Source organism: Actinospineispora acaciae DSM 45401 (genome assembly GCF_000620785.1).
GTDB lineage: Bacteria > Actinomycetota > Actinomycetes > Mycobacteriales > Pseudonocardiaceae > Pseudonocardia > Pseudonocardia acaciae.
Genome location: NZ_JIAI01000003.1, coordinates 604,052 through 626,685, shown reverse-complemented (window position 1 = coordinate 626,685; position 22,634 = coordinate 604,052). Strand labels below are relative to the sequence as shown.

Genomic DNA, 22,634 nt, shown 5'->3' with positions numbered 1-22,634 from the left:
GACCAGGGAGGACTCGATGACGACGAGCGCGCCGGCTCGGCCCGGTCACACCGGGGCGGCGGAGAGCGGCGGGGCGAGGGCGGTGCCGGCGTGGCGGCGGGGGATGCGGCCGTACGTGCTGTCGCTGCCGGCGGTGCTGATCATCGTGGGGATCCTGTACCCGTTCGGGCTGGGGGTGTACTACGCGTTCCTGAACTACGCGGCGGTGGTGCCGGAGCCGGTGCTGGTGGGGCTGCGCAACTTCGGGACGGTGCTGTCCGACCCGGCGTTCTGGGCGAGCGTGCGGGTCACGCTGGTCTACGCGGTGGCCGCCACCGCGGCGGAGACCGTGCTGGGGATCGGGATCGCGCTGCTGCTGAACAGGTCCAGCCTGGTCGGGCGGGTGTTCGAGCGGGTGCTGATCCTGCCGCTGATGATCGCGCCGGTGATCGCGGGCGTGCTCTGGAAGCTGATGTTCAACCCGCAGTTCGGGGTGCTCAACCACGTGCTCGGGCTGGGCTCGACGTTCGACTGGCTCAGCGACACGCACGCGCTGATCTCTGTCGTGCTGGTGGACGTGTGGATCTTCACGCCGTTCGTGGCGGTGCTGGTGCTGGCCGGGATCCGGTCGCTGCCGAAAGAGCCGTTCGAGGCGTCGGCGGTGGACGGGGCCGGCTGGTTCTACATGTTCCGCAGGCTGATGCTGCCGATGATGTGGCCGTACATCCTGGTCGCGGTGATCTTCCGGTTCATGGACTGCCTGAAGATCTTCGACCACGTGTTCGTGCTCACCGCCGGCGGACCCGGCGACGCCACCCGCACGCTGCAGATCAACGCGTACCAGAACTCGATCATCAACTTCAACTACTCGCTGGGCAGCACGTACATGTTCCTGCTCTGGGCGCTGGTGTTCCTGACCGCCCGCTACCTGGTGAGCGTCCTGGCCAAGGCGCAGCGCCGAGCGGCCGGATCGGAGGTGTGACCCAGGTGGCCATCCGTGAACGAGCCCCTGGCCAGCGGCGGTTCTCGCCGGCGTCGGTGGGCGCCGACCTGATGCTGCTGGCGTGGTTCCTGTTCTCGCTGTTCCCGCTGGTGTGGCTGGTGCTGCTGTCGTTGAAGTCCGAGGCCGAGCAGGTCAGCACGTACTTCGAGTTCACCCCCACGCTGAGCAACTTCGCGACCGTGCTCTCCGCCGACGGCGCCCGGCTGACCAGCGTGAACTTCACCTCGGCGCTGCTGGACAGCGTGCTCAACTGCGTGGGCGCGGTGCTGGTCTCGCTGGTGATCGGCATCCCGGCGGCGTACGCGGCGGGGCGCTGGCAGTACCGAGGGTCCAGCGACGTGATGTTCACGATCCTGTCGTTCCGGTTCGCCCCGGAGCTGATGGTGATCGTCCCGCTGTTCGTGATCTACAACCAGCTCGGGCTGTTCGACACCACGGTGGGCATGGTGTGGGTGCTGCAGCTGGTCACCATGCCGCTGGTGGTGTGGATCCTGCGGTCGTACTTCCAGGACCTGCCCGCCGAGCTGGAGCAGGCCGCGCTGCTGGACGGCTACACCCGCAAGCGCGCGTTCCTGATGGTGGCGCTGCCGCTGGTCCGGCCGGGGATCGCGGCGTCGGCGCTGCTGGCGTTCATCTTCGCCTGGAACAACTACGTGTTCCCGCTGATCCTGACCGGCAGCAACCATCCGCCGGTGACGGTCGCGGTGACCAGGTTCCTCGGCGGCGGCGGGCAGGCGTTCTACAGCCTGACGGCGGCGGCGGCGATCATCGCGGCGCTGCCCCCGCTGCTGGTGGCGCTGTCCATCCAGCGGTACCTGGTGCGCGGGCTGTCGTTCGGGGCGGTGAAGGCGTAGTGGGCTCGCTGGCCGTGGAGAACCTGACCGCCCGGTACGGCAGGAAGGTCGCGCTGCACGGGCTGGACCTGGAGGTGGCGGACGGGGAGTTCTTCGTCATCCTCGGGCCGTCCGGCGCGGGCAAGACGACCACGTTGAAGAGCGTGGCCGGGCTGGTCGACTCGGTCTCCGGGGAGGTGCGGATCGCCGGGCGGGACGTCACGCGGGTGGAGCCGTACGACCGGAGGGTGGCGATGGCGTTCGAGAGCTACGCGCTGTACCCGCAGAAGACCGTCGAGCAGAACCTGGCCTCGCCGCTGCGCTCCGGGCGGGCCGGCCGGTTCACCGCCGCCGAGCAGGCCGAGCGGATCGCGGCGGTGACCAGGACGCTCGGGATCGATCATCTCCTGCAGCGGTTCCCCAGGGAGCTGTCGAACGGGCAGCGGCAGCGCACCGCGCTGGGCCGGGTGCTGGTGCGGCCGGCGGAGGTCTACCTGCTCGACGAGCCGCTGTCGCACCTGGACGCCAAGCTGCGGGCGGCGATGCGCGCGGAGTTGAAGCAGTTGGGCGAGATGTCGCGGACGACGACGCTGTACGTCACGCACGACTACCAGGAGGCGCTCGCGCTGGGGGATCGGGTGGGCGTGCTGCGGGACGGGCGGTTGGTACAGGTGGGCGCCCCTGGAGATGTGTGGGACGAGCCGGTGGACACGTTCGTGGCCCGCATGTTCGGCCAGCCGGAGATCAACTTGTTCGACGCGGCCGTGGAGCGCGGGGTGGCGCGGTGGGCGGGTGTGACAGTGGGGGTGCCGGAGGGTTCGCCGGACGCGGTGCGGCTGGGCATCCGGCCCCGGGACCTCGCGCTGGTCACGGGCGCGGTCCCGGCGGACAGGCTGGTGCTGCGCGGGCGGGTGACGCTCGCGGAGCGGCTGGGGCGGTTGGTGGAGCTGAGCGTTGACGTCTCAGGGGAGTCCGTCATCGCGGTCACCGCCGACCAGCGGGTGAGGGAGGGTGAAGCGGTGACGCTGGCGGTGGACTGGGCACGGGTGCATGTGTTCGGTCCCGGGGAGGACAGCGCCAGGATCGGTGCGGCCAGGAAGGTGTCCGACGAGGTGGCGGCCGGAGGGTCCCGATGACGGCGGCCGCAACGGCGCCGGCCCAGGTGGCGCAGCGGCTTCGGCTGGAGGGGCTGCGCAAGACGTACCGGAGCCGTGGGCGCGAGCCGTTCGAGGCGGTGAAGGGCATCGACCTGGACATCGAGCCCGGCGAGCTGGTCGCGCTGCTCGGCCCGTCCGGCTGCGGCAAGACGACCACGCTGCGGATGATCGCCGGGTTGGAGACGGTCACCGCCGGGCGCATCCTGATCGGCGACCGGTCGGTGGGCGACCTGCCGGCGGGCAAGCGGCACGTCGGCGTCGGGTTCGAGAGCTACGCGCTGTACCCGCCGCTGTCGGTGCGGGAGAACCTGGCCTACGGGCTGCGCGCCCGCCGCGACCGGGACGCGCGCCGGAAAGTGGACGCCATCGCCGAGCGGCTGGAGATGACCGACCTGCTGGAGCTGCGCCCGGCCAACCTGTCCAGCGGGCAGAAGCAGCGGGTGGCGCTGGCCCGCGCGCTGGTGCGCAACCCGCCGGTGCTGCTGCTCGACGAGCCGCTCTCGCACCTGGACGCCGGGCAGCGCCAGCGGGTCCGCCGCGAGCTGAAGGTGCTGCAGCGCGAGTTCGGCTACACCACGATCATCGTCACGCACGACCAGCTGGAGGCGCTGAGCCTGGCGGACCGGATCGCCGTGATGGACGCCGGCGAGATCCGCCAGTTCGGCACCCCGGACGAGATCTTCGACGACCCGGCCAGCCGGTTCGTGGCCGACTTCGTGGGCGAGCCGCCGATCAACCTGCTGGACGGGGTGATGGACGGCGACGGGGTACGGATCGGCGACGCCGGCGTGCTCCCGGTCGCCGGCGGCGGGGCAGGAGACGGCGCGAAGGTGACGGTCGGGCTGCGGCCGCAGGACTGCCGGGTGCACCGCTCGTCCGGAAACTCGCTGACCGCGACGGTCCAGGTGTACGAGAACCTGCTGGAGTACGGGCTGGCCACGGTCGCGCTCGCGGGCGTGGGCAGGAGGGTGGTCGTGCAGGTCGACCCCGGCGAACCGCTCACCTCCGGGGACACGGTGGTGATCACGGCGGCGCCCGAGCGGGTGTACCTGTTCGGCGCCGAGGACGGCGGTCGGCTGCGGTGACCGGAACCAGGGTGGTCTGCGCGGGCGACCAGTTCATCTCCGGCGCGCTGCTGGCCTCGCGCGTGTCCGGGGCGATCGACGGCGTCACCACCGTCCGGACCGACTCGCGCTGGCCGAGCGAGCCGTTCGACGACGGGGACGGCGTGCGCGAGGCGGCCGGCGACCCCGGCGAGCTGGCCGCGCTGGTGGCCGGGGCGGACGCGCTGGTCACCCACCTGGCGCCGGTCACCGCCGAGGTGCTGGAGGCCGGGAAGGGCACGCTGCGGGTGGTCGGGGTGACCAGGGGCGGGCCGGTCAACGTGGACCTGGCGGCGGCCACCCGCGCCGGCGTCCCGGTGGTGCACCTGCCGGGGCGCAACCTGGGCGCGGTCGCCGAGTACTGCGTCGGCACCATGATCTGCGCGATGCGCGGGCTGCCGGTCGCCGCCGCCGAGCTGGCCGCCGGCCGCTGGGACGGCACCGGGTTCCGCTTCGACCGGGTCGGGCTGGAGCTGCGGGCGGCCACCGTGGGGCTGGTCGGGCTGGGCGCGGTCGGGCTGCGGGTGGCCGAGCTGCTGGCCGCGTTCGGCGCGCACGTCCTCGCCCACGACCCGTACGCGGCGCCCGAGGAGGCGGCCAGGGTCGGAGCCCGGCTGGTCACGCTGGACGAGCTGCTGGCCGGCAGCGACGTGGTGAGCCTGCACGCCCGGCTCACCGCCGAGACCCGCCGGATCATCGACGCCGCCGCGCTGGCCGCGATGCGCCCGGGCGCGCTGCTGGTCAACACGGCGCGAGGCGAGCTGGTCGACCCCGCCGCGCTGGACGCCGCGCTCGCCTCCGGCCACCTGCGCGGCGCGGTGCTCGACGTGTTCGACCCGGAACCGCCCGCGCCCGGCGACCCGCTGCCGGCCCGCCCGCAGGTGTTCGCCACCCCGCACCTGGCCGGGGCGTCGCGTCAGGTCGCGGAGGAGTCGGCCGCGCGCATCGCGACCGAGGTGGCCGCCGTGCTCCGTGGCCGCCGCCCCGCCCACTGCGCCAACCCGGAGGCCCTGCCGACCGCGTGAGCGACCCGGGCGCGGATAAATGCGCTTCGCGTGGGCGCTCGGTGCCCTTAGAGTCTGAGGTGGTCAGGGCGGGTGTAGGCGCGTTGGGAGGGTTCCCGGGCGCGGGGGGCTAGGAATTGGGGCATGCAGGCACCCCAGTTGAGGAACGACCGGTATCGGCTTCTCGAACTGGTCGGGCACACCGAGCGCCGCGTGATGTGGCGAGCGCTGGATCGGTGGGCGGACGGGCAGGTGATCCTGACTCGGGCGGCCGGTACGGCTCCGGGCGCCGACGATCCGGGCGGGACCCGCGCGTTGGTGGCCCGCGAGGTGGCGGTCGCCTGCGCGGTGCGAAGCCCCCACCTCACGCGGGTGACGGACCTGGCCGTTACCCCAGAGGCGTTGTGGGTGGTGTCTCAGGACCCGGGCAGGCATGCGGCGCACACCGTGCACGCCGTCCTCGAGTACTCGCCCGTCGCGCCGCTGGACATCGCGCGCTGGGGTTGCCAGGTCGCGGGCGCGCTGGCCTCGGTGCACGGCGCCGGGCTGCTGCACCGCGACGTGCACGCCGGGCTGGTGCTGGTCGACGAGAACGGCGCCGCGCACCTCACCGGGCTGGGCGCCACGCCCACCGGCCGACCCGACGGCGCCGACCCGCCGCGTCACCCCGCCCCGGAGGTCCAGCTCGGCGCGCCGCCGTCACCGGCGGCCGACGTGTTCGCCTGGGCCACCATGATCAGCACGGCGCTGGCCGCCGCCGGCGTGGCACATGACGGCGGCGGCATCTGGGAGGTGCTCGGGCAGGCCCGCGACCCCGACCCGGCCCGGCGGCCGGACGCGGCCACCGCCGGCCACCGGCTGGAGCGGGCGATGACGGCCATGACGGTGGCGTCCGGGGCGCGTCAGGGGCCGCCCGCCCCGGTCGCCGAACGCCCCACCGACGTCGTCACCGTGCCGCCCGCACCGCCGCACCGGCGGATCCAGCCGGCGGGTCCGGCGCCGAGGCCGGCGAACCACGCGCCGGCTCCCCCTCGCGGACTCCCACCGGGCCCGGTCCCACCACCCCGGCGGCCCGCGCCCGCGTTCACCGCCGCACCCCCGGCCGCCGCACCCCCGGCCGCCGTACCTCCGCTCGGCCCACCGCTCGGTCCACCGCCCGGCTGGCCGCACGGGGGCCGGCCGCCGCGCCCCGGTGGCTCCCGCCGCACGACGATCCTGGTGGTCGCCTCGGTCATCGTGCTCGCGCTGCTGGCCGGTCTCGTCGTGGTCGGGTACAGGCTCGTCGGGAAGTCGCTCGATGCGCCGTCCCCGTCCGCCCCGCCGGTGGCGGCCCCGGCACCACCGCCGGCGCCGCCGTCGCTGCTCGGTGACACGCGCACGGCGGACGCGTGCAGCCTGCTCAGGCCGGAATCCGTTCGACACCTCGGCGCGCTGAAGCGTCACACCGACTACCTCACGCCCGGTAGCTGCGGCATTTCGATTCAGGTCAACCCGGCGAGCCCGGCGCGGGTCGTGCTCTCCGCCCGACTCGCCGAGGCCTTTCACGAGAGTCCGAGCGAGGCTCCTGAACGGGTCGGTGAGCTGCGTGTCTACCGCCGAGGTCCGGAGGACGGCGGGTGCCCCCGCGCGGTCGTGCTGCCCGACAACCTGCGAGTCATGATCGACGCTCACGTCGTCCTCGGAACGGCGACGACCGACCTGTGCGCGGTGGCGGACATCGGAACGGCCACCGCCGTCGAGGCGCTGAACCGCCACGCGGTCACCCACCGCACACTCGTCGAATCTCCGAACACGCTGACCCGGATCGACCAGTGCGCGCTGTTCGACCAGGCCGTGCTCGCGCCGGTCCAGGGGCTCAATACCAGCTTGCGGCGTTCGGGGCTCAACGGATGGTCCTGCCAATGGGGCTACAGCCCTACCTATCCGTCCGCTCCGCAGGTGGAGGTGATAACCCTGATCATGCCGCCGGCGGACGAGCGACCCATCTCGGTCGGCGGCAGGGACGCACGACTGCGGCCGAACTACGACTCGTCGATGCCGAACTCGTGCACGCTCGACATCTACCACCGCCCGTACGTCACGCCCGACGGAAGCGCCCTTCGAGAGCTGTTGCAGATCACCGTCTACGCGGGGCGGCAGCCCAACTCCGACGTGGCCTGCGCACAGGTCACCGCCATCGGCAACGCCGTGGCGCCCAAGCTGCCCCCGCCCTCCTGACCGGCTCGGAAAGGACGATCGATGACATCCGTACCCAGCCGTTCGACGAGCACGTCGGCGCGACTGCTGCCCCCCGACACGGGCAGCCTGGCACGAGGCGTCCCGCGCTGTACGCCCGGCACGCTGTTCGCGCTGGCCCGCAGGGGCGGCATCCAGGTCGACCCGGCCGCCCGGTTCGACGTGCTGTTCGGGCGGAACGAACCGGAGGTGCACGTTCCGGTCGGCGAGGACGACCCCCGGGTGAGCCGTCGCCACGGCGTGCTCCGCTGCGACGGGCGGCGGTGGACGATCCGCAACATCGGGGTGGTGCCCATCCGGCTGCCGGGCTCACAGCTGCTGCTGTCCGGGCACGAGCAGCCGCTGCCGGTCAGCTACACCCCGGTGTTCATCCGCACCGAGCCCGGCCGCGAGCACCTGCTCGAGCTCCGGGTCGCCTCGGCCACCTCGGACGGGATGTGGGCGCGCCACGATGACGCCACCGGCCGGCCCGCGACCTGGGCGCTGTCCGCCCGCGAGCGGCTGGTGCTGGTGGCGCTGGGCCAGCGGTACCTGCGACACGAGGCCCACCCGCAACCGCAGTCCTGGAACCAGGTGGCCGAAGAGCTCGCCGAGCTGCAACCCGACCAGCGGTGGACGCCCAAGATCGCCGAGCACACCGTTCGTGAGGTCCGCTCCCGGCTGGCCGGCACGGTCGCCGGGCTCACCAGGGACGAGGTCGGCGAACCCGTGGGCAACGCACTCAACCACAACCTGCTGGCGGAGCTTCTCGTCACTACTACGCTGGTGCCGCCCGACCTGAGCTTGCTCGACCCCTCGTCAGAAACACGCTAGAAATGGAACCGGCGGCCAGTGCGCACAGAGAAAAGCATGGAGGCGGGTGAGGAGCTGTTCGGCCGTTATCGGCTGGTCCGCTCGATCGCCCGGGGCGGAATGGGAACGGTGTGGGAAGCCGAGGACATACTGCTCGCCCAACGCGTGGCGCTCAAACACGTCAGCTTTGCTGACCTACCGGCCGAACAAGCCGCACTGACCCGCGCCCGTACCCTTCGCGAAGCCAAAATGGCCGCCCAACTGCGCGGTCACCCTCATGTTATAGCGATATACGACGTCATCGAGTCCGACGGCGACGTCTGGCTGGTCCTCGAATACCTGCCGTCGGCCAGCCTCACCGAGACCCTGACCACCGGCCGGCGCCTCCGGCCGGCCGAGATCGCCCGGATCGGGGCGGCGGTCGCCGACGCACTCGCCGCCGCCCACGCCCGAGGCATCGTCCACCGAGACGTCAAACCCGGCAACATCCTCATCGGCGCCGACCACCACACCGTCAAGCTCACCGACTTCGGCATCTCGCACGCCGCCACCGACGACAACGCCCTCACCCACGTCGGCGTCGTCTCCGGGACCCCCACCTACATGGCCCGCGAGGTCGCCAGGGGTGAGCCGTCGACCCCGGCCTCGGACATCTTCTCCCTCGGCGCCACCCTCTACCGCGCCGCCGAGGGCAGCCCACCCTTCGGCGAGGACCCCAACACCAACCGCCTGCTGCTCCGCGTCGCCACCGGTCCGATCAACGCACCCACCACACGTACCCCACTCACCCCGCTGATCATGCGGCTGCTCGAGTTCAACCCCAGCACCCGGCCCGACGCCGCCACCACGCGCGACCAGCTCCACGTCCTCTCCGGCCGGCTCGCCGAGGCGACCTACCCCCCGCTCGACGAGCACTACGGCCCGACCACGCCACCCGGTGGCCACCGGCCGCCGCCGCTGCCCGCACCGCGACCGCCGCGAAAGCCGCGCCGATGGCTGGTCGTGGCCGCGATCGCCGCCTTCGCGCTCGCCGCCGGGCTGGCCGTCGCGCTGCCCAAGCTCCTGGACAACGGGCCTCCCACCGGCGTCCCGCCCCTCCCCACGGCCGTCGGACCCATCACCCTGTCCGGTGACCCGCGCGCGGCCGACCCCTGCGCACTCATCGACCCCACCTGGCTGCGCCAGTTCGGCCAACCCGTGATCACCACCAACATCAGCTACACCCCTGAGGCGTGCCAGGCGCGGATCACCGTTCCCAACGGCGACATGGTCCTCGACGTCAAGTTCAACACGCCCAAGACGGTGTCGGACCTGGGCGGCCAGCCACAGCAGCTCGGGGACCTCACCATCGTGCGCCGCTCCGTCCAGACCGGACTTTTCGTCACGTCCTGTGACAGCGTGATCCTGTTGGCCGATCGAACCGCGATCTATTTCGAAACCAACGGGCCGGACGGCTCCGACATATGCGGGGCGACCGAGGTCGCCACGGCCGTCGCGGTGAACCGGCTCGCCCGCGACGGAATCACCTACCGTCCCGGCCGCACCGCCGAATGGCTCATCACCAGCAACGACGCCTGCGCGGTCCTCGACCCCGCCACCCTGGCCGCCGTTCCCGGCCTCGACACGAACATCCGCTTTCCAGGCTTCGGGAATTGGTCTTGTACCTGGGGAGCGACCCAGAAAGATGCTTCACGACTGTATATGGGTTTCCGCCTTGATAACGTGCGTGTCGATGACTACGGCAACGACACGACCATCGCGGGCCGGCGAGCGTGGACCAAAATCAGCCGCGGCGACAAAAACCCCGCGAAGTGCCACTTGTACGTGATAACCCGCCCCGCCCCAACCGCGATGGGTGCCACCGAGATGCTCGAGCTCTCCCTCGAAGGCCCACAACCCGCGGCCGAGCTCTGCGCCCGCGGCAGCGAGGTTGCGGCAACCGCCCTCACCAAGCTGCACTGATGGGCGGACGAGAAGTGCAATGGCCGCGCTAGGGAAGACGGATGCGGACGCATCGACTGGTAGCTGACCGCTACCGGATGCTCGAGCAGGTCCGGGACACCGGGGCGGGATCGGTGTGGCGGGCGCTGGACGAGTGGTCGGATCGGCAGGTCGGCCTGTTCGAGGTGCCGGGCCGGGTCCAGGGAGTTCTCGACCCGGCGGTGTACGCGGGGGTTGCGCGCGAGGTGAGCATCGCGTCGCGGGTACGGAGTGATCATCTTGTGCGGGTCTGGGCGGCGATCGCGGACGCCGGAACGGTGTGGCTGGTCTCGGAGGGACTGGCGGGGCGCACCCTGCGCGGGGTTCTCCAGGCGTATCGCGTCACCGTCTCGGACGTGTTGAGCTGGGGGCGCGATGCGGCCGACGGGTTGGCGGCGGCTCATGGCGCGGGTGTGGTGCACGGCGATGTGCACGCCGGCCTGGTGATGCTCGGCGATGACGGCCACGCGCGCCTCGCCGGCCTGGCATTGACCCATCCGGACCTGGGCACTGGCGGCCCGCCGCATCACGGTGCACCCGAGCTCGCCGCCGGCGGCACCCGTTCGCCGGCCGGTGATGTGTTCGGGTGGGCCGCCATGGTGCGAGCCGCCCTCGAACACGCCGGGGACGGTCACGGCGGCGGGGAGCTCGTGGAGCACCTGTTGGGACACGCGCTGAGCCCCGAGCCGGCCCGGCGGCCGGACGCGGCCACCGCCGCCCGCGAGCTGACGGCCCTGCTGACGGCCCGGGTGACGGCGCGGCCGTCGGCGCCACCGGCCCACCTGGCCTGGGCCGGGCCGCCGGCACCGCCCGCCGAGGCGGGGACGCCGACGTCCGAGCGCCACACCGGCCCGGTCATGCCCCCGGCCGGAACGCCGCCGCACCGGCCGACCGGACCGCCGCCGACCGGACCGCCGCCGACCGGACCGCCGATCGGACCGCCGCCGACCGGCTGGTCGCCGGAGGTCTGGCCACCCCACCCACCGGCAACGAGCCGTCGCCGCGTGGCGCTCGCTGTGATCGCGGTGTTCGCGCTGCTCGCCGGGGCGGGTGTGATCGTTTTGAACGCCACGAGCCGGCCCGTGCCCCCGCCCGCCGGTCCGCCGGCGCCACCGTCGCTGCTCGGGGACACGCGCACGGCGGACCCGTGCAGCCTGGTCTCGCCGGACTCGGTCCGGCCGCTGGGCAAGGGCACAGTTCATCCGGACTACCTGTCACCCGCCGCGTGCGGTGTGGAGGTCACGGTCAGCCCCGGGTTCGTCGTCCTGACCGTCGAGTTCGACACCCCCGAAGAGGCGGATCCTCGGGAGAACGTCCAGCAGGTCGACGGGCTGCGCATCCTTCGCACACCCGTCCGGGTCGGGGAGTGCCAACGCACGATCGTGCTACCCGACCAACTGAGGGTCGAGATCCGCGCCGAGAGCCGCAAGGGTGCCCTCACCGACCTGTGCGCGGTCGCCGAGACCGCGATGACCGTCGCCATGACGGCGCTGAACAACCACGCCGTCCGCAGGCGTCCACTCGCCGTTCCAGCCAACGCGCTGACAACCGTCGACTTCTGCACGCTGGCCGACCCGGCCACCTTCAGCGCGATACCGGGCATCGACACGGCCAGGCGAAGACCAGGACTCAACGCGTGGTCCTGCATATGGGGTCGGGGCGACGCGGGAGCGCCCGGGCTGGTGCTGGGCATCGTCGCCTATCGAGCGCCCCCCACGGCACGCGAAATCGCGCCGATCGGGGGCAGGCGAGCCTGGAGCATCGACGCGTCCGGTCTGACCCTTCCGACGGCGTGCTACCTCTACCTGCACCATCGAACCTATGTCGCGGAAAGCGGCGAAAGGCTCGACGAGTACCTCGCGGTCACCGCGTACGCGGGGCCACAGCCCAACGCCGACCTGTCCTGCGCCCAGGCCGTGACCGTCGCCAACGCGGTCGCGCCCAAGCTGCCCCCGGCGGGCTGACCGCGCCGAACGCCCCCGGCCCACCACCGAAGGGACCTCCATGACCCAGGTCGAGACCGGCCGAGGAGCCGGCTCCGTGCGAGAGCTCCCTCCAGACACCGCCAGCCTGGCCCGAGGCCTGCCCGAGTGCGAACCCGGCAGCCTGGTCGCGCTCGGTGCACACGGCGGCGTCGCGGCGGCCCCGGCCGCCGGGCTGGACCTGCTGTTCGGCCGGGACGAACCCGGGGTGCACATCGCCGTCGGCGAGGACGACCCCCGGGTGAGCCGGCGGCACGGCCTGCTGCACTGTGACGGGCAGCGATGGACGATCCGGAACACCGGCGTCGTCCCGATCCGGCTGCCGGGCTCGCAGCTGTTGCCGTCCGGGCACGAGCAGCCGCTGCCGGTCAGCTACACCCCGGTGTTCATCCGCACCGGACCCGGCCGCGAGCACCTGCTCGAGATACGCGTCGCGAGCCCGGCGGAACCGGGACCGCCCGCACCGCCGCCCGCACCACCGGCCGACCCCGCCGGCCGGCCCGCGACCTGGGAGCTCACCGCCCGGGAGCGCCTCGTCCTGGTGGCGCTCGGCCAGCGCTACCTGCGCCACGAGGCGAACCCCCAACCGCGGACCTGGAACCAGGTGGCCGAACAGCTCGCCGAGCTGCAACCCGACCAACGATGGACGCCTGGGGCCGCCGAAGACACGGTGCGCGAGGTCCGTGCCCGACTGGCCCGCACCGTCGCCGGACTCACCCGTGACCAGCTCGCCGGGCAGGATGATGACACGCTGAACCACAACCTTCTGGTGGAGCTGTTGGTCGACACCACCGTGGTGCCGCCCGACCTGCGGCTGCTTGGCAACCCTCCGGGCACGGGCTAGGAACCACGTGCCGGCGACGGACTACGGGGGAGGGCAGATGGAGGGGCACGAGCGGCTGTTCGGCAGGTATCGGTTGGTGCGCTCGATCGCCCGGGGCGGTACCGGCACGGTGTGGGAGGCCGAGGACCTACTGCTCGCCCAACGCGTGGCGCTCAAGCACGTGAGCTTCGCCAACCTGCCCGCCGAACAGGCCGAACTGGCCCGCGCCCGCATCCTGCGCGAGGCCAGGATGGCCGCCCAGCTGCGCGGTCACCGCCACGTGGTCACCATCTACGACGTCATCGAGTCCGACGGCGACGTCTGGCTGGTGCTCGAATACGTGCCGGCGGCCAGCCTGACCGAGGCGCTCACCGATGGCCGGCCGATGAGCCTGATCGAGATTGCGCGCATCGGGGCGGCGGTTGCCGACGCGCTAGCCGCCGCCCACGACCGTGGCGTCATCCATCGCGACATCAGGCCCGGCACCATTCTGATCGGCGTCGACCAGCGGACCGTCAAGCTCACCGACTTCGGGCTCTCCCACGCCGCCGCCGACGATCAGCTGCTCACCGGCGACAACGCGGTGTCCGGCACGCCCGCCTACATGGCCCGTGAGGTGGCCCGGGGTGAGCCGCCGACCCCGGCCTCGGACATCTTCTCCCTCGGCGCCACCCTCTACCGCGCCATCGAGGGTGCCCCGCCGTACGGCGAGGATCCCAACCCCCGCCGGATGCTGCTCCGCGTCGCCACCTACCCCATCAACCCGCCGGCCACGCGCACCCCGCTCACCTCGCTGATCATGCGGCTGCTCGAGCTCGACCCCAACACCCGGCCGGACGCCGCCACCGTCAGTGACCAGCTCCATGCCCTCGCCCGCCGCGTTTCGGAGGGCACCCTGCGCACCCGTTACCCGGTGCCCGCCCCGAGCCCGCCGACGCTCGGCGGTGGCAGGCCAACGGCCCTGGCAGGCCCGGGCGCGCCGACGCTCGGTGGCCAGCCACCGGGCCCGCCCGAGCCGCGCCCGGCCCGCCGGCCCCGTCGCCCGATGGCCGTGGCCGCGATCGCCGCCTTCGCGCTCGCCGCCGGACTGGCCGTCGCGCTGCCGCGACTCCTCGACAACACGGCCCCCACCGGCGCCCCGCCGCTGCCCGCCGCGATCCGGCCCATCACCCTGTCCGGCGACCCCCGTGCGGCCGACCCCTGCGCGCTCATCGACCCCACCTGGCTACGCCAGTTCGGCGAGCCCGTGACCGTCCGCGTGAGAAAGGGCGCGTTGCAGTCATGTGAAGCGGGAATAGGAGTCGGCAGACAAGACAGTCGTCTCCTCGTCTCCTATCGCGAACCCGTATCCTCGGTGTCGGATCGCGATGGCGAGAAACAGCGAGTCGGTGACATAACAGTTGTGCATCGCCGCACCCCTGAGTCCGGCTTCTATGCGGTGCACTGCAGCGGATACATCATATTGTCCGACCGCTCCGAGATCGTCGTCCAAGCGGTCGGAGCCGGCTTTCCTGACCTGTGCGCGGCCGCCTGGGTCGGAATCAGCGCGGCGGTCAACGTACTCGACCGCGACGGAGTCGTCTATCGCCCCGGCCGCACCGCCCAATGGCGCATCGCCGACAACGACGCCTGCGCCCTTCTCGACCCCTCGACCCTGGCCACCGTGCCCGACCTCGAGCCGTACAACCGTGTTCCGGGATTCGCCAACTGGAGCTGTACCTGGGACTCGACGAAAAAAGGCGGCCCGAGCGTGTACACGTTGTTCAACCTGTTCGAGGCCGACCAGACCGACGTCGGGGCACCCACCACCATCGCCGGCCGGCGAGCCTGGACGAAGCTCGTGCCCGGCACCCGGGCCGCCCAGCGATGCATGGCCATGGTTGCGACCCGGCCCACGCCCACCGCGCAGGGCGACGTCGAGGTGCTCGAGCTGTCCCTCGAAGGCCCACAACCAGGCCCCGAGCTCTGCGCCCGCGCCACCGAACTCGCGGTCGCCGCCCTCGGCAAGCTCCGCTGAAGGACCGTCAGGTGTGGGCGAGGGTCCGGTGCACCATGTCGCAGGCCTCGGTGATCTGCTGGCGGCGCTGGTCGGTCGACTCGCAGACGACCCTGTAGTACACGGTGCCGTCGAAGAGGAACAGGATGTGGCTCGGCTTCCCGGAACGCAGCGTGAGCCTGTACTCGAGACCGGGGAGCCCGGCGCGCTCGACCTGCTTGCCGGGCTCCGACAGGGTGCCCAGTTGAGGGACCAATTCCTCGACCTCCCGCTGGGCCTCGGCGAGGTTGTCCTTGGTGATCGAGCCCCGCAGGGTCGCGCGCTCCACGACGATCATGTTGTCGTTGTCGAGGTAGAGCGCGACCGCCTTGTCCCGCGTGCTCCGCCCCCCGGCGGTCACGTCGAACCTGACGTCGTCGGTCTCGCGCAGCGTGTTGGGGTAGTCGAAGGTGATCTGGTAGTCGGGGTGGTGGAACCGCTGGGTGCCCGCACCCGACGTGGAGAACCTCACGGTGCAGCCGGACAGCGCCGCGGCGGCGACCAGCGCGGCGAGCAGCGTCGTTGCGCCCCGGACGGCGCGCCTGAGTCGTGTCATGCGGCAATCGTCGCCGGGCGCGGCTGGGACCCCTCCCGAACCGATCGAACGGCGAGCGATGAGTCCGGCCGGGCTCGCCGGTCTGTACGGGGGAGCTTCCAGCCGACGGAGGGACGACAGTGGGCGAGCAGGGTGCCACGGCGGGCGTGGCGACGGCGTACATCGAGGCGTTCGGGCGCGGGGACCTGGCCGCGATCCGCGGCTACCTGGCCGACGACGTGGTGTTCGAGAGCCCTCGGGCGGCGGTCAGGGGCGCGGACGAGGTGGCGGCCGCGGTGGCGGAGTTCGCCGGCGCCGTCACCGGGGTGACGATCATCGCGGCGGTTGGCGACGAACGGCAGGCCATGATCATCTACGACATGGCGACCGGGCCGTTCGGCACCATCCGCGCGGTGGACCACCTGGTGGTGGAGGACGGCAAGATCACCTCGGACACGCTGGTGTTCGACACCTATCCGTTGCGCTCATAACCCGAGGAGCGACGGGTCGGTGGCGATCGCGCGCCAGCGGGCGCCGGGGTCCTCGACCAGGCGGCGGCGGTCCAGGTCCAGCAGGCCGCCGACGCTGGACACCTCGGCGACCAGCGTGCCGTCCGGGGTGCGCAGCTCCTGGAACACCCGCGAGGTCTTGCCGTCGCCGTACTCGAACGCGCAGGAGATCTCGACCCGCTCGCCCGGCCGCAGCTCGCGCCGGAACCGGATGGTGGTCTCCAGGTTGACCGGGCCGATCCGGTGGGCCATCAGGTCGGGCAGGTCGATGCCCGCGGCCCGCACGCACTCCCAGCGCGCATGGTCGGCGTAGGCGAGCAGCGCCGGCCCCCTGACGTGCCAGTTCGTGTCGAGGTCGTCGAGGCGGACGCCGGTGCTGGTGCGGAACGTGACGGGTGGTGTGCTCACGGGTCGGAGAATGGCTGATCATCCGCCGCCGCGTCTGGAACGTTTCGGACAGCGCCCCCGCGGGTCCAGCTGGCGACCAGCCGCGCGGGGCTGGTGCCGGCCAGCAGCCGGCAGTCGCGGCCCAGGTGGGACTGGTCGGCGTAGCCGAGCTCGGCGGCCAGGCCGGCCAGGTTCGCCTCCCGCCCGGCCAGCGCCGGCACCCTGGCCAGGAACCGCTGGAACCGGAACACGGCGTGCAGCCGCTTGGGGCCGAAGCCGACCTCGGCGCACACCCGCCGGTGCAGGGTGCGCGGGGTCAGGCCCAGCCGCTCGGCCACCCGGTCCACCCGGCTGCCCGGCGCCCGCAGCAGGTGCACCGCGCGCAGCACCGAGGGGTCCGGCCGCCGCCCGGCCCGCTGCAGCGCCCGCACCAGCGCGTCGAGCGTGTCGGGGCGCGGCGTTCCACCCGGGCCGAGCGCGGCGCGGGCGGCGCGGGCCAGCTCGCCGGACAGGTCGGCGAGGTCGATCTCCCCGGTGTGCCCGGCCAGCGGGGCAAGCTCGGTGAGGTCGCAGCCGAGCAGCGCGCCGGCCGCGCCGCAGCGGATGCGCAGCCCGACCGGCCGGTCCGCCGCGCGCACCTCGAAGCGCCGCACCTCCGCCGCCGGGAGCACCACGACCAGCCGGTCCTCGCGGGCGATCAGGTCCATGCGGCCGTCGGGCAGCACCCGCAGCGACCGGTCCCAGCCGCCGTGCCCCCGCCAGCCCCGCTCGCCGAACGCGCGCACCGACCCGTCCGGCAGGTACGGGCGGTAACGCGACCACAGCCGCCCGTCCGCCCGCTCGCGCACCGCCGAGGCCCGCAATGGCACACCCACCAGGCCATTCTGCGACCGTTGCGGTGTCGGGGGGTGTGACCTACGGCTCGCTACCGCGAGTGACCGCCGTTCGGTCGTACTCGCCGTATGTGGCCTCGTGATTGGACCCACACTCGTCTACGATCTGTCAACGTATTTTTTGAGATGGGAGGCGGGGCAATGTATGTCGTGACGTTGTCCGCCGCATATGGCGCGGGTGGTGGGGTCGTGGGTCCGGCGGTGGCCGAGCGACTCGGCGTGCCGTTCATCGACCGGGCGATCCCGGCCCAGGTGGCCACCGACCTCGGGGTGTCGTACGAGGACGCGCTGGCCCGCGACGAGCAGTGCAAGGGCTGGCTGCAGCGGGTGCTGACCGCCGCCGCGCCGATGTCCAGCGACTTCATGATCGGGTACGCGCCGCCGCGCACCGTGCTGCTGCCGGACAGCGAGTTCGTCGCGTGCACCGAGACCGCGATCCGCAAGGCGGTCGGCGAGAAGGGCGGGGTGATCCTGGGGCGCGCCGGCGCCATCGTCCTGCGCGACCACCCGACCGCGCTGCACGTCCGGCTGGACGGAGATCCCGAGCGCCGGGTGCGGCAGGCGATGAGCATGGGAAGCATCTCCGAGGACGAGGCGCGGGAAGCCCTCAGTCGCAACGACAGCGCGCGCACCACGTACGTGCGGCACTACTACCGCGCGGATCCCACAGACCCGAGCCACTACGATCTGTTGCTGGACAGCACCCGGCTGTCACTGGACACATGCATAGACTTGATCACCGCCACAGCCAAGGCAGCGGATCACTCGAACGGGTAACGGAAGCGGGCCGTCGCTCGATACCCCGGGTGCTGCCATGGATCCCGGGAGAAATGCGATGCACCCCCTTGAAGCCGACCCACACGCCGACTCGGCCCGCGACGTGTTCTACGCCGGCTTGCCCACGTTGACCTGGGAGGCAGTCGCGCGACGGGTACTCGATCTGACGGCCGCCGCGCTGGCCCTGCTCGTGCTCGCGGTGCCGATGCTGGTGGTCGGGCTGCTCATCCGTTCCTCCGGCGGCGGCCCCGCGCTGTTCAAGCAGCGGCGGGTCGGGCTGGGTGGCCGTTCGTTCACCATCTACAAGTTCCGCACCATGCGTAACGGCGTGGGTGACGAGCTGCTGCGCGAGCTGATCGCCGCCGAGCTGCGCGGCGAGGACACCTCGGTGAACGGCAGCCACAAGCTGGACAGCGACCCCCGGGTCACCGCGATCGGCAAGTTCCTGCGCAAGACCAGCATGGACGAGCTGCCGCAGCTGATCAACGTGGTCCTCGGCGACATGTCCCTGGTCGGCCCCCGCCCCTGCCTGGAGTGGGAAGCCCGGATGTTCCCCGCCGAGTTCCAGCCCCGCTTCTCCGTCCGCCCCGGCCTGACCGGCCTCTGGCAGGTCTCCGGCCGCTCCACCATGGGCACCCTGGAGATGCTGCACCTGGACCTGGCCTACGTCCGCTCCCGCACCCTGGTCACCGACCTGTCCATCCTGGTCCGCACGATCCCGTCCATGATCAGGGACCGCAGCGCGCGTTAAAACCCGTCCGCGAGTCGGGTCGTGGTGGCTGGGGAGGCGGGGGAGAAACGCTGTCAGGGTGAGTCGCGGATTTCGTCAGAGCGCCTACCGACGGCCTTGAACGCGCGGGTCTGTTCGGTGAGCGCCCGCTCGGTGGGCAGCCGTTCCATGCTGCTGGCGCCGTAGAAGCCGTGGCAGTGCCGCGCGTTGGCCAGCACGTGGGCGGCGTCCGCCGGCTCGGCGATGGGGCCGCCGTGGCAGAGCACCAGCACGTCGTCGCGGACGTCCAGCGCGGCGGCGGCCCACTCGTCGATCAGCTCGACGCAGTCGTCCAGCGTCTTCGCCGTCTCCGCGCCGATCGCGCCGCCGGTGGTCAGGCCCATGTGGCAGACGATCAGGTCGGCGCCGGCGCGGGTCATGGCGCGGGCGTCGTCGGCGCCGAACACGTACGGGGTGGTGAGCAGGTCGGCCTCGCGGGCGGCGGCGATGAGGTCGACCTCCAGCCCGTACCCCATCCCGGTCTCCTCCAGGTTGGCCCGGAACACCCCGTCGATCAGCCCGACGGTCGGGAAGTTCTGGATCCCGGCGAAGCCCAGCTCGGCCAGCTCGCGCAGGAACCGCCCGCGCAGCAGGAACGGGTCGGTGCCGTTCACGCCGGCCAGCACGGGGGTGTGCTCGACCACCGGGAGCACCTCGGCGGCCATCTCGACGACTATCTCGTTGGCGTTGCCGTAGGCGAGCAAGCCGGCCAGCGACCCCCGCCCGGCCATCCGGTACCGACCGGAGTTGTAGATCACGATCAGGTCGATCCCGCCGGCCTCCTCGCACTTGGCGGACAGCCCGGTGCCGGCCCCGCCGCCGACGATCGGCTCGCCGCGCCGCGCCATGTCCTGAAACCGTTCGACCAGCTCGTGCCGGGAGTGTCGGCTCATCGGGTGACCTCTCGGAACGCTGTCATGACCACCTCGGCGAACTCGGGATCGTTGATGTTGTGCGGCACCCGCAGCAGGCGCCGCCGGTCGGTCTGGTGCACCTCGTTCTCCAGCGTGGCGAACAGGGCCTCGTCGGCGGCCGGGTCGTGGAACGGCTGGCCGGGCGCGTCCAGCATCGACACCCCGCCCTCCGGCAGCAGGAACCGCACCGGCCCCTCGCAGGCGTTGAGCTTGCCGGCGATGAAGGTGCCGATCAGCCGGCACTCCTGCTCGGTGGTGCGCATCAGCGTGACCTGCGGGTTGTGCCGGTAGAAGTGCCGGTTGCGGTAGCGCGGCGGGATCGTCTCCGGCGCGGCGAAGTTGACCATGTCGAGGGCGCCGCAGGAGCCGACGTACGGCACGCCGGCGCGCGCGATCGCGTCCAGCCGTTCCTCGCCGGCGCTGAACACGCCGCCCGCTATCAGGTCGCAGACCTCGGTGGTGGTGATGTCCAGGACGGCGCCGATCTGGCCGTCGTCCACCAGCTTCTCCATTGCCCGCCCGCCGGTGCCGACCGCGTGGAAGACCAGCGGGTCGTACCCCTGCTCGGCGACGGCGGCCGCGACGGCGGTGACGCAGGGGGTGGTGACGCCGAACATAGTTAGACCGACGGTCGGTCTGTCTTCGGCGGCGGGGATCTCGTGGGCCAGCGCGCCGGCCAGCGCGTGCGCGGCGTTGCCGAGCACCTGTCGGGAGATCCGGTTCAGCCCGGCCACGTCGGTCACCGAGTGCAGCATGGCGATGTCGCTGGCGCCCACGTAGCCGGACACGTCCCCGCCGGCCACCGTGCTGACCATCAGCTTGGGCACCCCGACCGGCAGCGCGCGCAACGCCGGGGTGATCAACGCGGTGCCGCCGGAGCCGCCCAGTCCGAGCACCCCGCCGACGTCGTCGCGCCCGGTCAGGAACCGCTCGAACGCGACGGCCATGGCGGTGACGGCGCTGCCCCGGTCGCCGGTGAACACCGCGTCCGCCCCGTCGGGATGGTGCGCCGCGACCTCGCGCGCGGTGACGTCGGGCGGGTGCTCCTGCCGTCCGTCCGTGGTGGACAGGTCCACGGTGGTGACCTGGATCCCGGCCGCGCGCAGCAGCTCCGCGACATAGCCGAGCTCGGCGCCCTTCGTGTCGAAGGTACCGACCACATAGCCGTTCCCGCGCACGCCCGCCTCCCCACACCGTCCGACAAGTCCGCGCCCCAGTCCTACCGCCCGCCCCCACCCGTCCGCGAGTCGGGCGTTAGAGAGGGAGCGCAGCGACCGACCTCCAGCGAGCGAGCTTGCGAGCGAGCCAATGTCTCAGCACACCGAGTCGGGCGTCTCAGCACACCCGGGTCGCGGTGGTCACCGCAGGCGCGAGCCGTTGTGCGGGTACAGGCGCTGGATCTCGTACTCGATGAGCGCGAGGTCGTCGTGCAGGCGGTCGATCCGGGCCAGCACCTGCTGGCGGTGGGCGACGAGCACCTCGTGGCGGCGCGCCGCGGTCTCGGACTCGGACCTGGCCAGCTCGGCGTAGTCGCGCGCGTCCGCGACGGTCATGCCGGTGGCGCGCAGCCGGGACAACAATCGGATCCTGGCCAGGTCGTCCTCGCTGTAGCGGCGCCGGCCGTTCGACGAGCGGTCAGGGGCGAGCAACCCGGACCGCTCGTACGAACGCAGCGTCTGTGTGGTCAGCCCGGTCCGCTGCGCGAGCTCGGCAATTGTTAGACCGTCATCCACCTGTGCAGTCTCAAGGGGTAGGGAGCGCATTTACGTCAAGTCGACGCCCCGGTCGACGTCGAGGTGTCACATTAGCGTGGCTTGGTCGCGGACTGCAGCCCGACGCCGCCGCTCGCCGCGAGCCGGACCGGCTTGGCCGGCGCCAGCCCCGCCTCGCGCTGCCAGTCCGCCATCCGGTCCGGCGGCCAGGTGCCGGAGCGGCTGGTGAGCGCGAAGTAGAAGTCCATCAGCGCCGGGACCTGATCGGCCCGCCCCGGGTCGTCCAGCCGGAAGAAGTCGGCGATGGTGTACGTCCCGCCGGGGCGCAGCGCGCGGGCCACCTTGGCGGCGAGCGCGCGGTTCTGCTCGTCGGTGAAGTGGTGCACCACGCCGATGATGGTCACCGCGTCGTAGCACCGTTCGCCCAGGTCGTCGGCCAGCGCGTCACCCTCCCGGTGCCGGACCCGCTCGCCCATGCCCTGCGCGGCGAGCAGCCCGGCCGCGTGCCGCACCGCCTCCGGGAGGTCCAGCACGACCGCGCGCAGCCCCGGGTGCCGCCGGCACAGCGCCACCGCGTAGGCGCCGTGGGAGCCGCCGATGTCGAGCAGGTCGGTGGCGCCGGCGGGGATCGGCACGGCCTTGGCCAGCGGGCCGGTCAGGCTGCCGGACAGCGCCTTCATGCCGCGTTGGTAGAGGCCCCATTCGTCGTCCGAGAGCGTGTCGTGCACGTCCACGGGCGTTCCGGACCTGACGAACGCCTCGGAGCCTTCCAGCAGCGTCCACTCCTGGAACTGCAGCGCGAGCTTGTCGGCCAGCGAGCGCGGGCTGCTCGACACCAGCCACTTGCGGGACAGCCCGGTCAGCTCGTAGCGCCCCGCGCGCGCCCGCAGGTAGCCGGACGCGACCAGGGAGGGCAGCAGCTTCTCGGTCGCGGCCGGGTTGGTGGCGCACTGGCGTGCCAGCTGCTCGGCGGTGGCCGGTCCGGACGCCAGCGCGTCGAACAGGCCGATCTTGCTGGCCACCATGATGACCTGCGCCAGGGTGAACGCCACCTGGGTGTCCATGAGCGGGCGGGGAACCAGGTTGAGCCGGACGGCCAGCCACTCGATGGGGCTGCCCGCGACGAGGCCGAGTCGCATGGGCCGTCAGGTTAGCCGCGAGCGCTTGCAGCGGACATACACCGACGGCACTCGACAGATGTCGGATTCGATG

Annotated in this window: 21 protein-coding genes; 14 read left to right on the top strand and 7 right to left on the bottom strand. The window is 72.3% G+C overall.

Going from position 1 to position 22,634, the window contains the following annotated elements:
- Nucleotides 1-16 precede the first annotated feature (16 nt).
- The 11 genes from N912_RS0119795 (at nucleotide 17) to N912_RS60515 (ending at nucleotide 14,908) form a co-directional block, all read left to right on the top strand.
- Nucleotides 17-961 carry a carbohydrate ABC transporter permease gene (locus tag N912_RS0119795; RefSeq protein WP_037065413.1) on the top strand — a complete coding sequence of 315 codons (945 nt, stop codon included), beginning with the start codon at nucleotides 17-19 and terminating at the stop codon, nucleotides 959-961.
- 5 nt (nucleotides 962-966) lie between these two features.
- Nucleotides 967-1,836, top strand: coding sequence for a carbohydrate ABC transporter permease (locus N912_RS0119790; RefSeq protein WP_028923774.1), 870 nt, complete (start codon nucleotides 967-969; stop codon nucleotides 1,834-1,836).
- Nucleotides 1,836-2,951 carry an ABC transporter ATP-binding protein gene (locus N912_RS0119785; RefSeq protein ID WP_028923773.1) on the top strand — a complete coding sequence of 372 codons (1,116 nt, stop codon included), beginning with the start codon at nucleotides 1,836-1,838 and terminating at the stop codon, nucleotides 2,949-2,951. Before N912_RS0119790 ends, N912_RS0119785 begins: the two co-directional genes overlap by 1 nt.
- Nucleotides 2,948-4,057 carry an ABC transporter ATP-binding protein gene (locus tag N912_RS0119780; RefSeq protein ID WP_028923772.1) on the top strand — a complete coding sequence of 370 codons (1,110 nt, stop codon included), beginning with the start codon at nucleotides 2,948-2,950 and terminating at the stop codon, nucleotides 4,055-4,057. The genes N912_RS0119785 and N912_RS0119780 overlap by 4 nt, the downstream gene beginning before the upstream one ends.
- On the top strand, nucleotides 4,054-5,100 hold the full coding sequence (locus N912_RS0119775) for an NAD(P)-dependent oxidoreductase (RefSeq protein ID WP_028923771.1): 1,047 nt from the start codon (nucleotides 4,054-4,056) through the stop codon (nucleotides 5,098-5,100). The genes N912_RS0119780 and N912_RS0119775 overlap by 4 nt, the downstream gene beginning before the upstream one ends.
- Before the next feature lie 123 nt (nucleotides 5,101-5,223).
- On the top strand, nucleotides 5,224-7,296 hold the full coding sequence (locus tag N912_RS53200; RefSeq protein WP_156993772.1) for a serine/threonine-protein kinase: 2,073 nt from the start codon (nucleotides 5,224-5,226) through the stop codon (nucleotides 7,294-7,296).
- A 21-nt stretch (nucleotides 7,297-7,317) separates the two neighbouring features.
- Nucleotides 7,318-8,127 carry an FHA domain-containing protein gene (locus N912_RS0119765; RefSeq protein ID WP_037065409.1) on the top strand — a complete coding sequence of 270 codons (810 nt, stop codon included), beginning with the start codon at nucleotides 7,318-7,320 and terminating at the stop codon, nucleotides 8,125-8,127.
- 36 nt (nucleotides 8,128-8,163) lie between these two features.
- Nucleotides 8,164-10,068 (top strand): serine/threonine-protein kinase, encoded by a 1,905-nt coding sequence (locus N912_RS60520; RefSeq protein WP_084211020.1) that lies wholly within the window; start codon nucleotides 8,164-8,166, stop codon nucleotides 10,066-10,068.
- Nucleotides 10,069-10,109: 41 nt separating this feature from the next.
- Nucleotides 10,110-12,050 (top strand): protein kinase, encoded by a 1,941-nt coding sequence (locus tag N912_RS0119755; protein WP_084211019.1) that lies wholly within the window; start codon nucleotides 10,110-10,112, stop codon nucleotides 12,048-12,050.
- Nucleotides 12,051-12,126: 76 nt separating this feature from the next.
- Nucleotides 12,127-12,912 carry an FHA domain-containing protein gene (locus N912_RS0119750; RefSeq protein WP_028923768.1) on the top strand — a complete coding sequence of 262 codons (786 nt, stop codon included), beginning with the start codon at nucleotides 12,127-12,129 and terminating at the stop codon, nucleotides 12,910-12,912.
- 37 nt (nucleotides 12,913-12,949) lie between these two features.
- A complete protein-coding gene (locus N912_RS60515; RefSeq protein WP_051580443.1) occupies nucleotides 12,950-14,908 on the top strand; it encodes a serine/threonine-protein kinase in 1,959 nt (652 codons plus the stop codon).
- A gap of 7 nt (nucleotides 14,909-14,915) precedes the next feature.
- Here N912_RS60515 and N912_RS0119740 read toward each other — a convergent pair whose 3' ends face one another.
- Complete coding sequence (locus N912_RS0119740; protein ID WP_028923767.1) at nucleotides 14,916-15,482, bottom strand: hypothetical protein; 567 nt, start codon at nucleotides 15,480-15,482, stop codon at nucleotides 14,916-14,918.
- Between the two features lie 119 nt (nucleotides 15,483-15,601).
- Here N912_RS0119740 and N912_RS0119735 point away from each other — a divergent pair, with 119 nt between their 5' ends.
- Nucleotides 15,602-15,952, top strand: a complete 351-nt coding sequence (locus N912_RS0119735) for a nuclear transport factor 2 family protein (RefSeq protein ID WP_028923766.1) — start codon at nucleotides 15,602-15,604, stop codon at nucleotides 15,950-15,952.
- Here the strand turns inward: N912_RS0119735 and N912_RS0119730 are convergent.
- Together N912_RS0119730 and N912_RS53185 are read right to left on the bottom strand one after the other, a co-directional pair.
- The gene (locus N912_RS0119730; RefSeq protein WP_028923765.1) at nucleotides 15,947-16,378 is read right to left on the bottom strand and encodes an acyl-CoA thioesterase; all 432 of its coding nucleotides are present in this window, start codon (nucleotides 16,376-16,378) and stop codon (nucleotides 15,947-15,949) included. The genes N912_RS0119735 and N912_RS0119730 overlap by 6 nt on opposite strands.
- Nucleotides 16,375-17,232 carry a helix-turn-helix domain-containing protein gene (locus N912_RS53185; RefSeq protein ID WP_084211018.1) on the bottom strand — a complete coding sequence of 286 codons (858 nt, stop codon included), beginning with the start codon at nucleotides 17,230-17,232 and terminating at the stop codon, nucleotides 16,375-16,377. The genes N912_RS0119730 and N912_RS53185 overlap by 4 nt, the downstream gene beginning before the upstream one ends.
- Before the next feature lie 87 nt (nucleotides 17,233-17,319).
- Between N912_RS53185 and N912_RS0119720 the strand changes: the two genes are divergently transcribed.
- Nucleotides 17,320-18,027, top strand: a complete 708-nt coding sequence (locus tag N912_RS0119720) for a cytidylate kinase-like family protein (protein WP_342670867.1) — start codon at nucleotides 17,320-17,322, stop codon at nucleotides 18,025-18,027.
- Nucleotides 18,028-18,085: 58 nt separating this feature from the next.
- On the top strand, nucleotides 18,086-18,778 hold the full coding sequence (locus N912_RS53180) for a sugar transferase (protein WP_084211017.1): 693 nt from the start codon (nucleotides 18,086-18,088) through the stop codon (nucleotides 18,776-18,778).
- A gap of 53 nt (nucleotides 18,779-18,831) precedes the next feature.
- Here N912_RS53180 and N912_RS0119710 read toward each other — a convergent pair whose 3' ends face one another.
- From N912_RS0119710 to N912_RS53175, 4 genes are all read right to left on the bottom strand, one after another.
- Nucleotides 18,832-19,689, bottom strand: coding sequence for a phosphoenolpyruvate hydrolase family protein (locus N912_RS0119710; protein ID WP_028923763.1), 858 nt, complete (start codon nucleotides 19,687-19,689; stop codon nucleotides 18,832-18,834).
- On the bottom strand, nucleotides 19,686-20,888 hold the full coding sequence (locus tag N912_RS0119705) for a Tm-1-like ATP-binding domain-containing protein (RefSeq protein ID WP_028923762.1): 1,203 nt from the start codon (nucleotides 20,886-20,888) through the stop codon (nucleotides 19,686-19,688). Before N912_RS0119705 ends, N912_RS0119710 begins: the two co-directional genes overlap by 4 nt.
- A gap of 180 nt (nucleotides 20,889-21,068) precedes the next feature.
- Nucleotides 21,069-21,443: a MerR family transcriptional regulator gene (locus tag N912_RS0119700; protein ID WP_211261297.1), complete on the bottom strand. Its 375-nt coding sequence runs from the start codon at nucleotides 21,441-21,443 to the stop codon at nucleotides 21,069-21,071.
- Nucleotides 21,444-21,514: 71 nt separating this feature from the next.
- Nucleotides 21,515-22,561, bottom strand: a complete 1,047-nt coding sequence (locus N912_RS53175; RefSeq protein WP_037065407.1) for a class I SAM-dependent methyltransferase — start codon at nucleotides 22,559-22,561, stop codon at nucleotides 21,515-21,517.
- Between the last annotated feature and the right edge of the window lie 73 nt (nucleotides 22,562-22,634).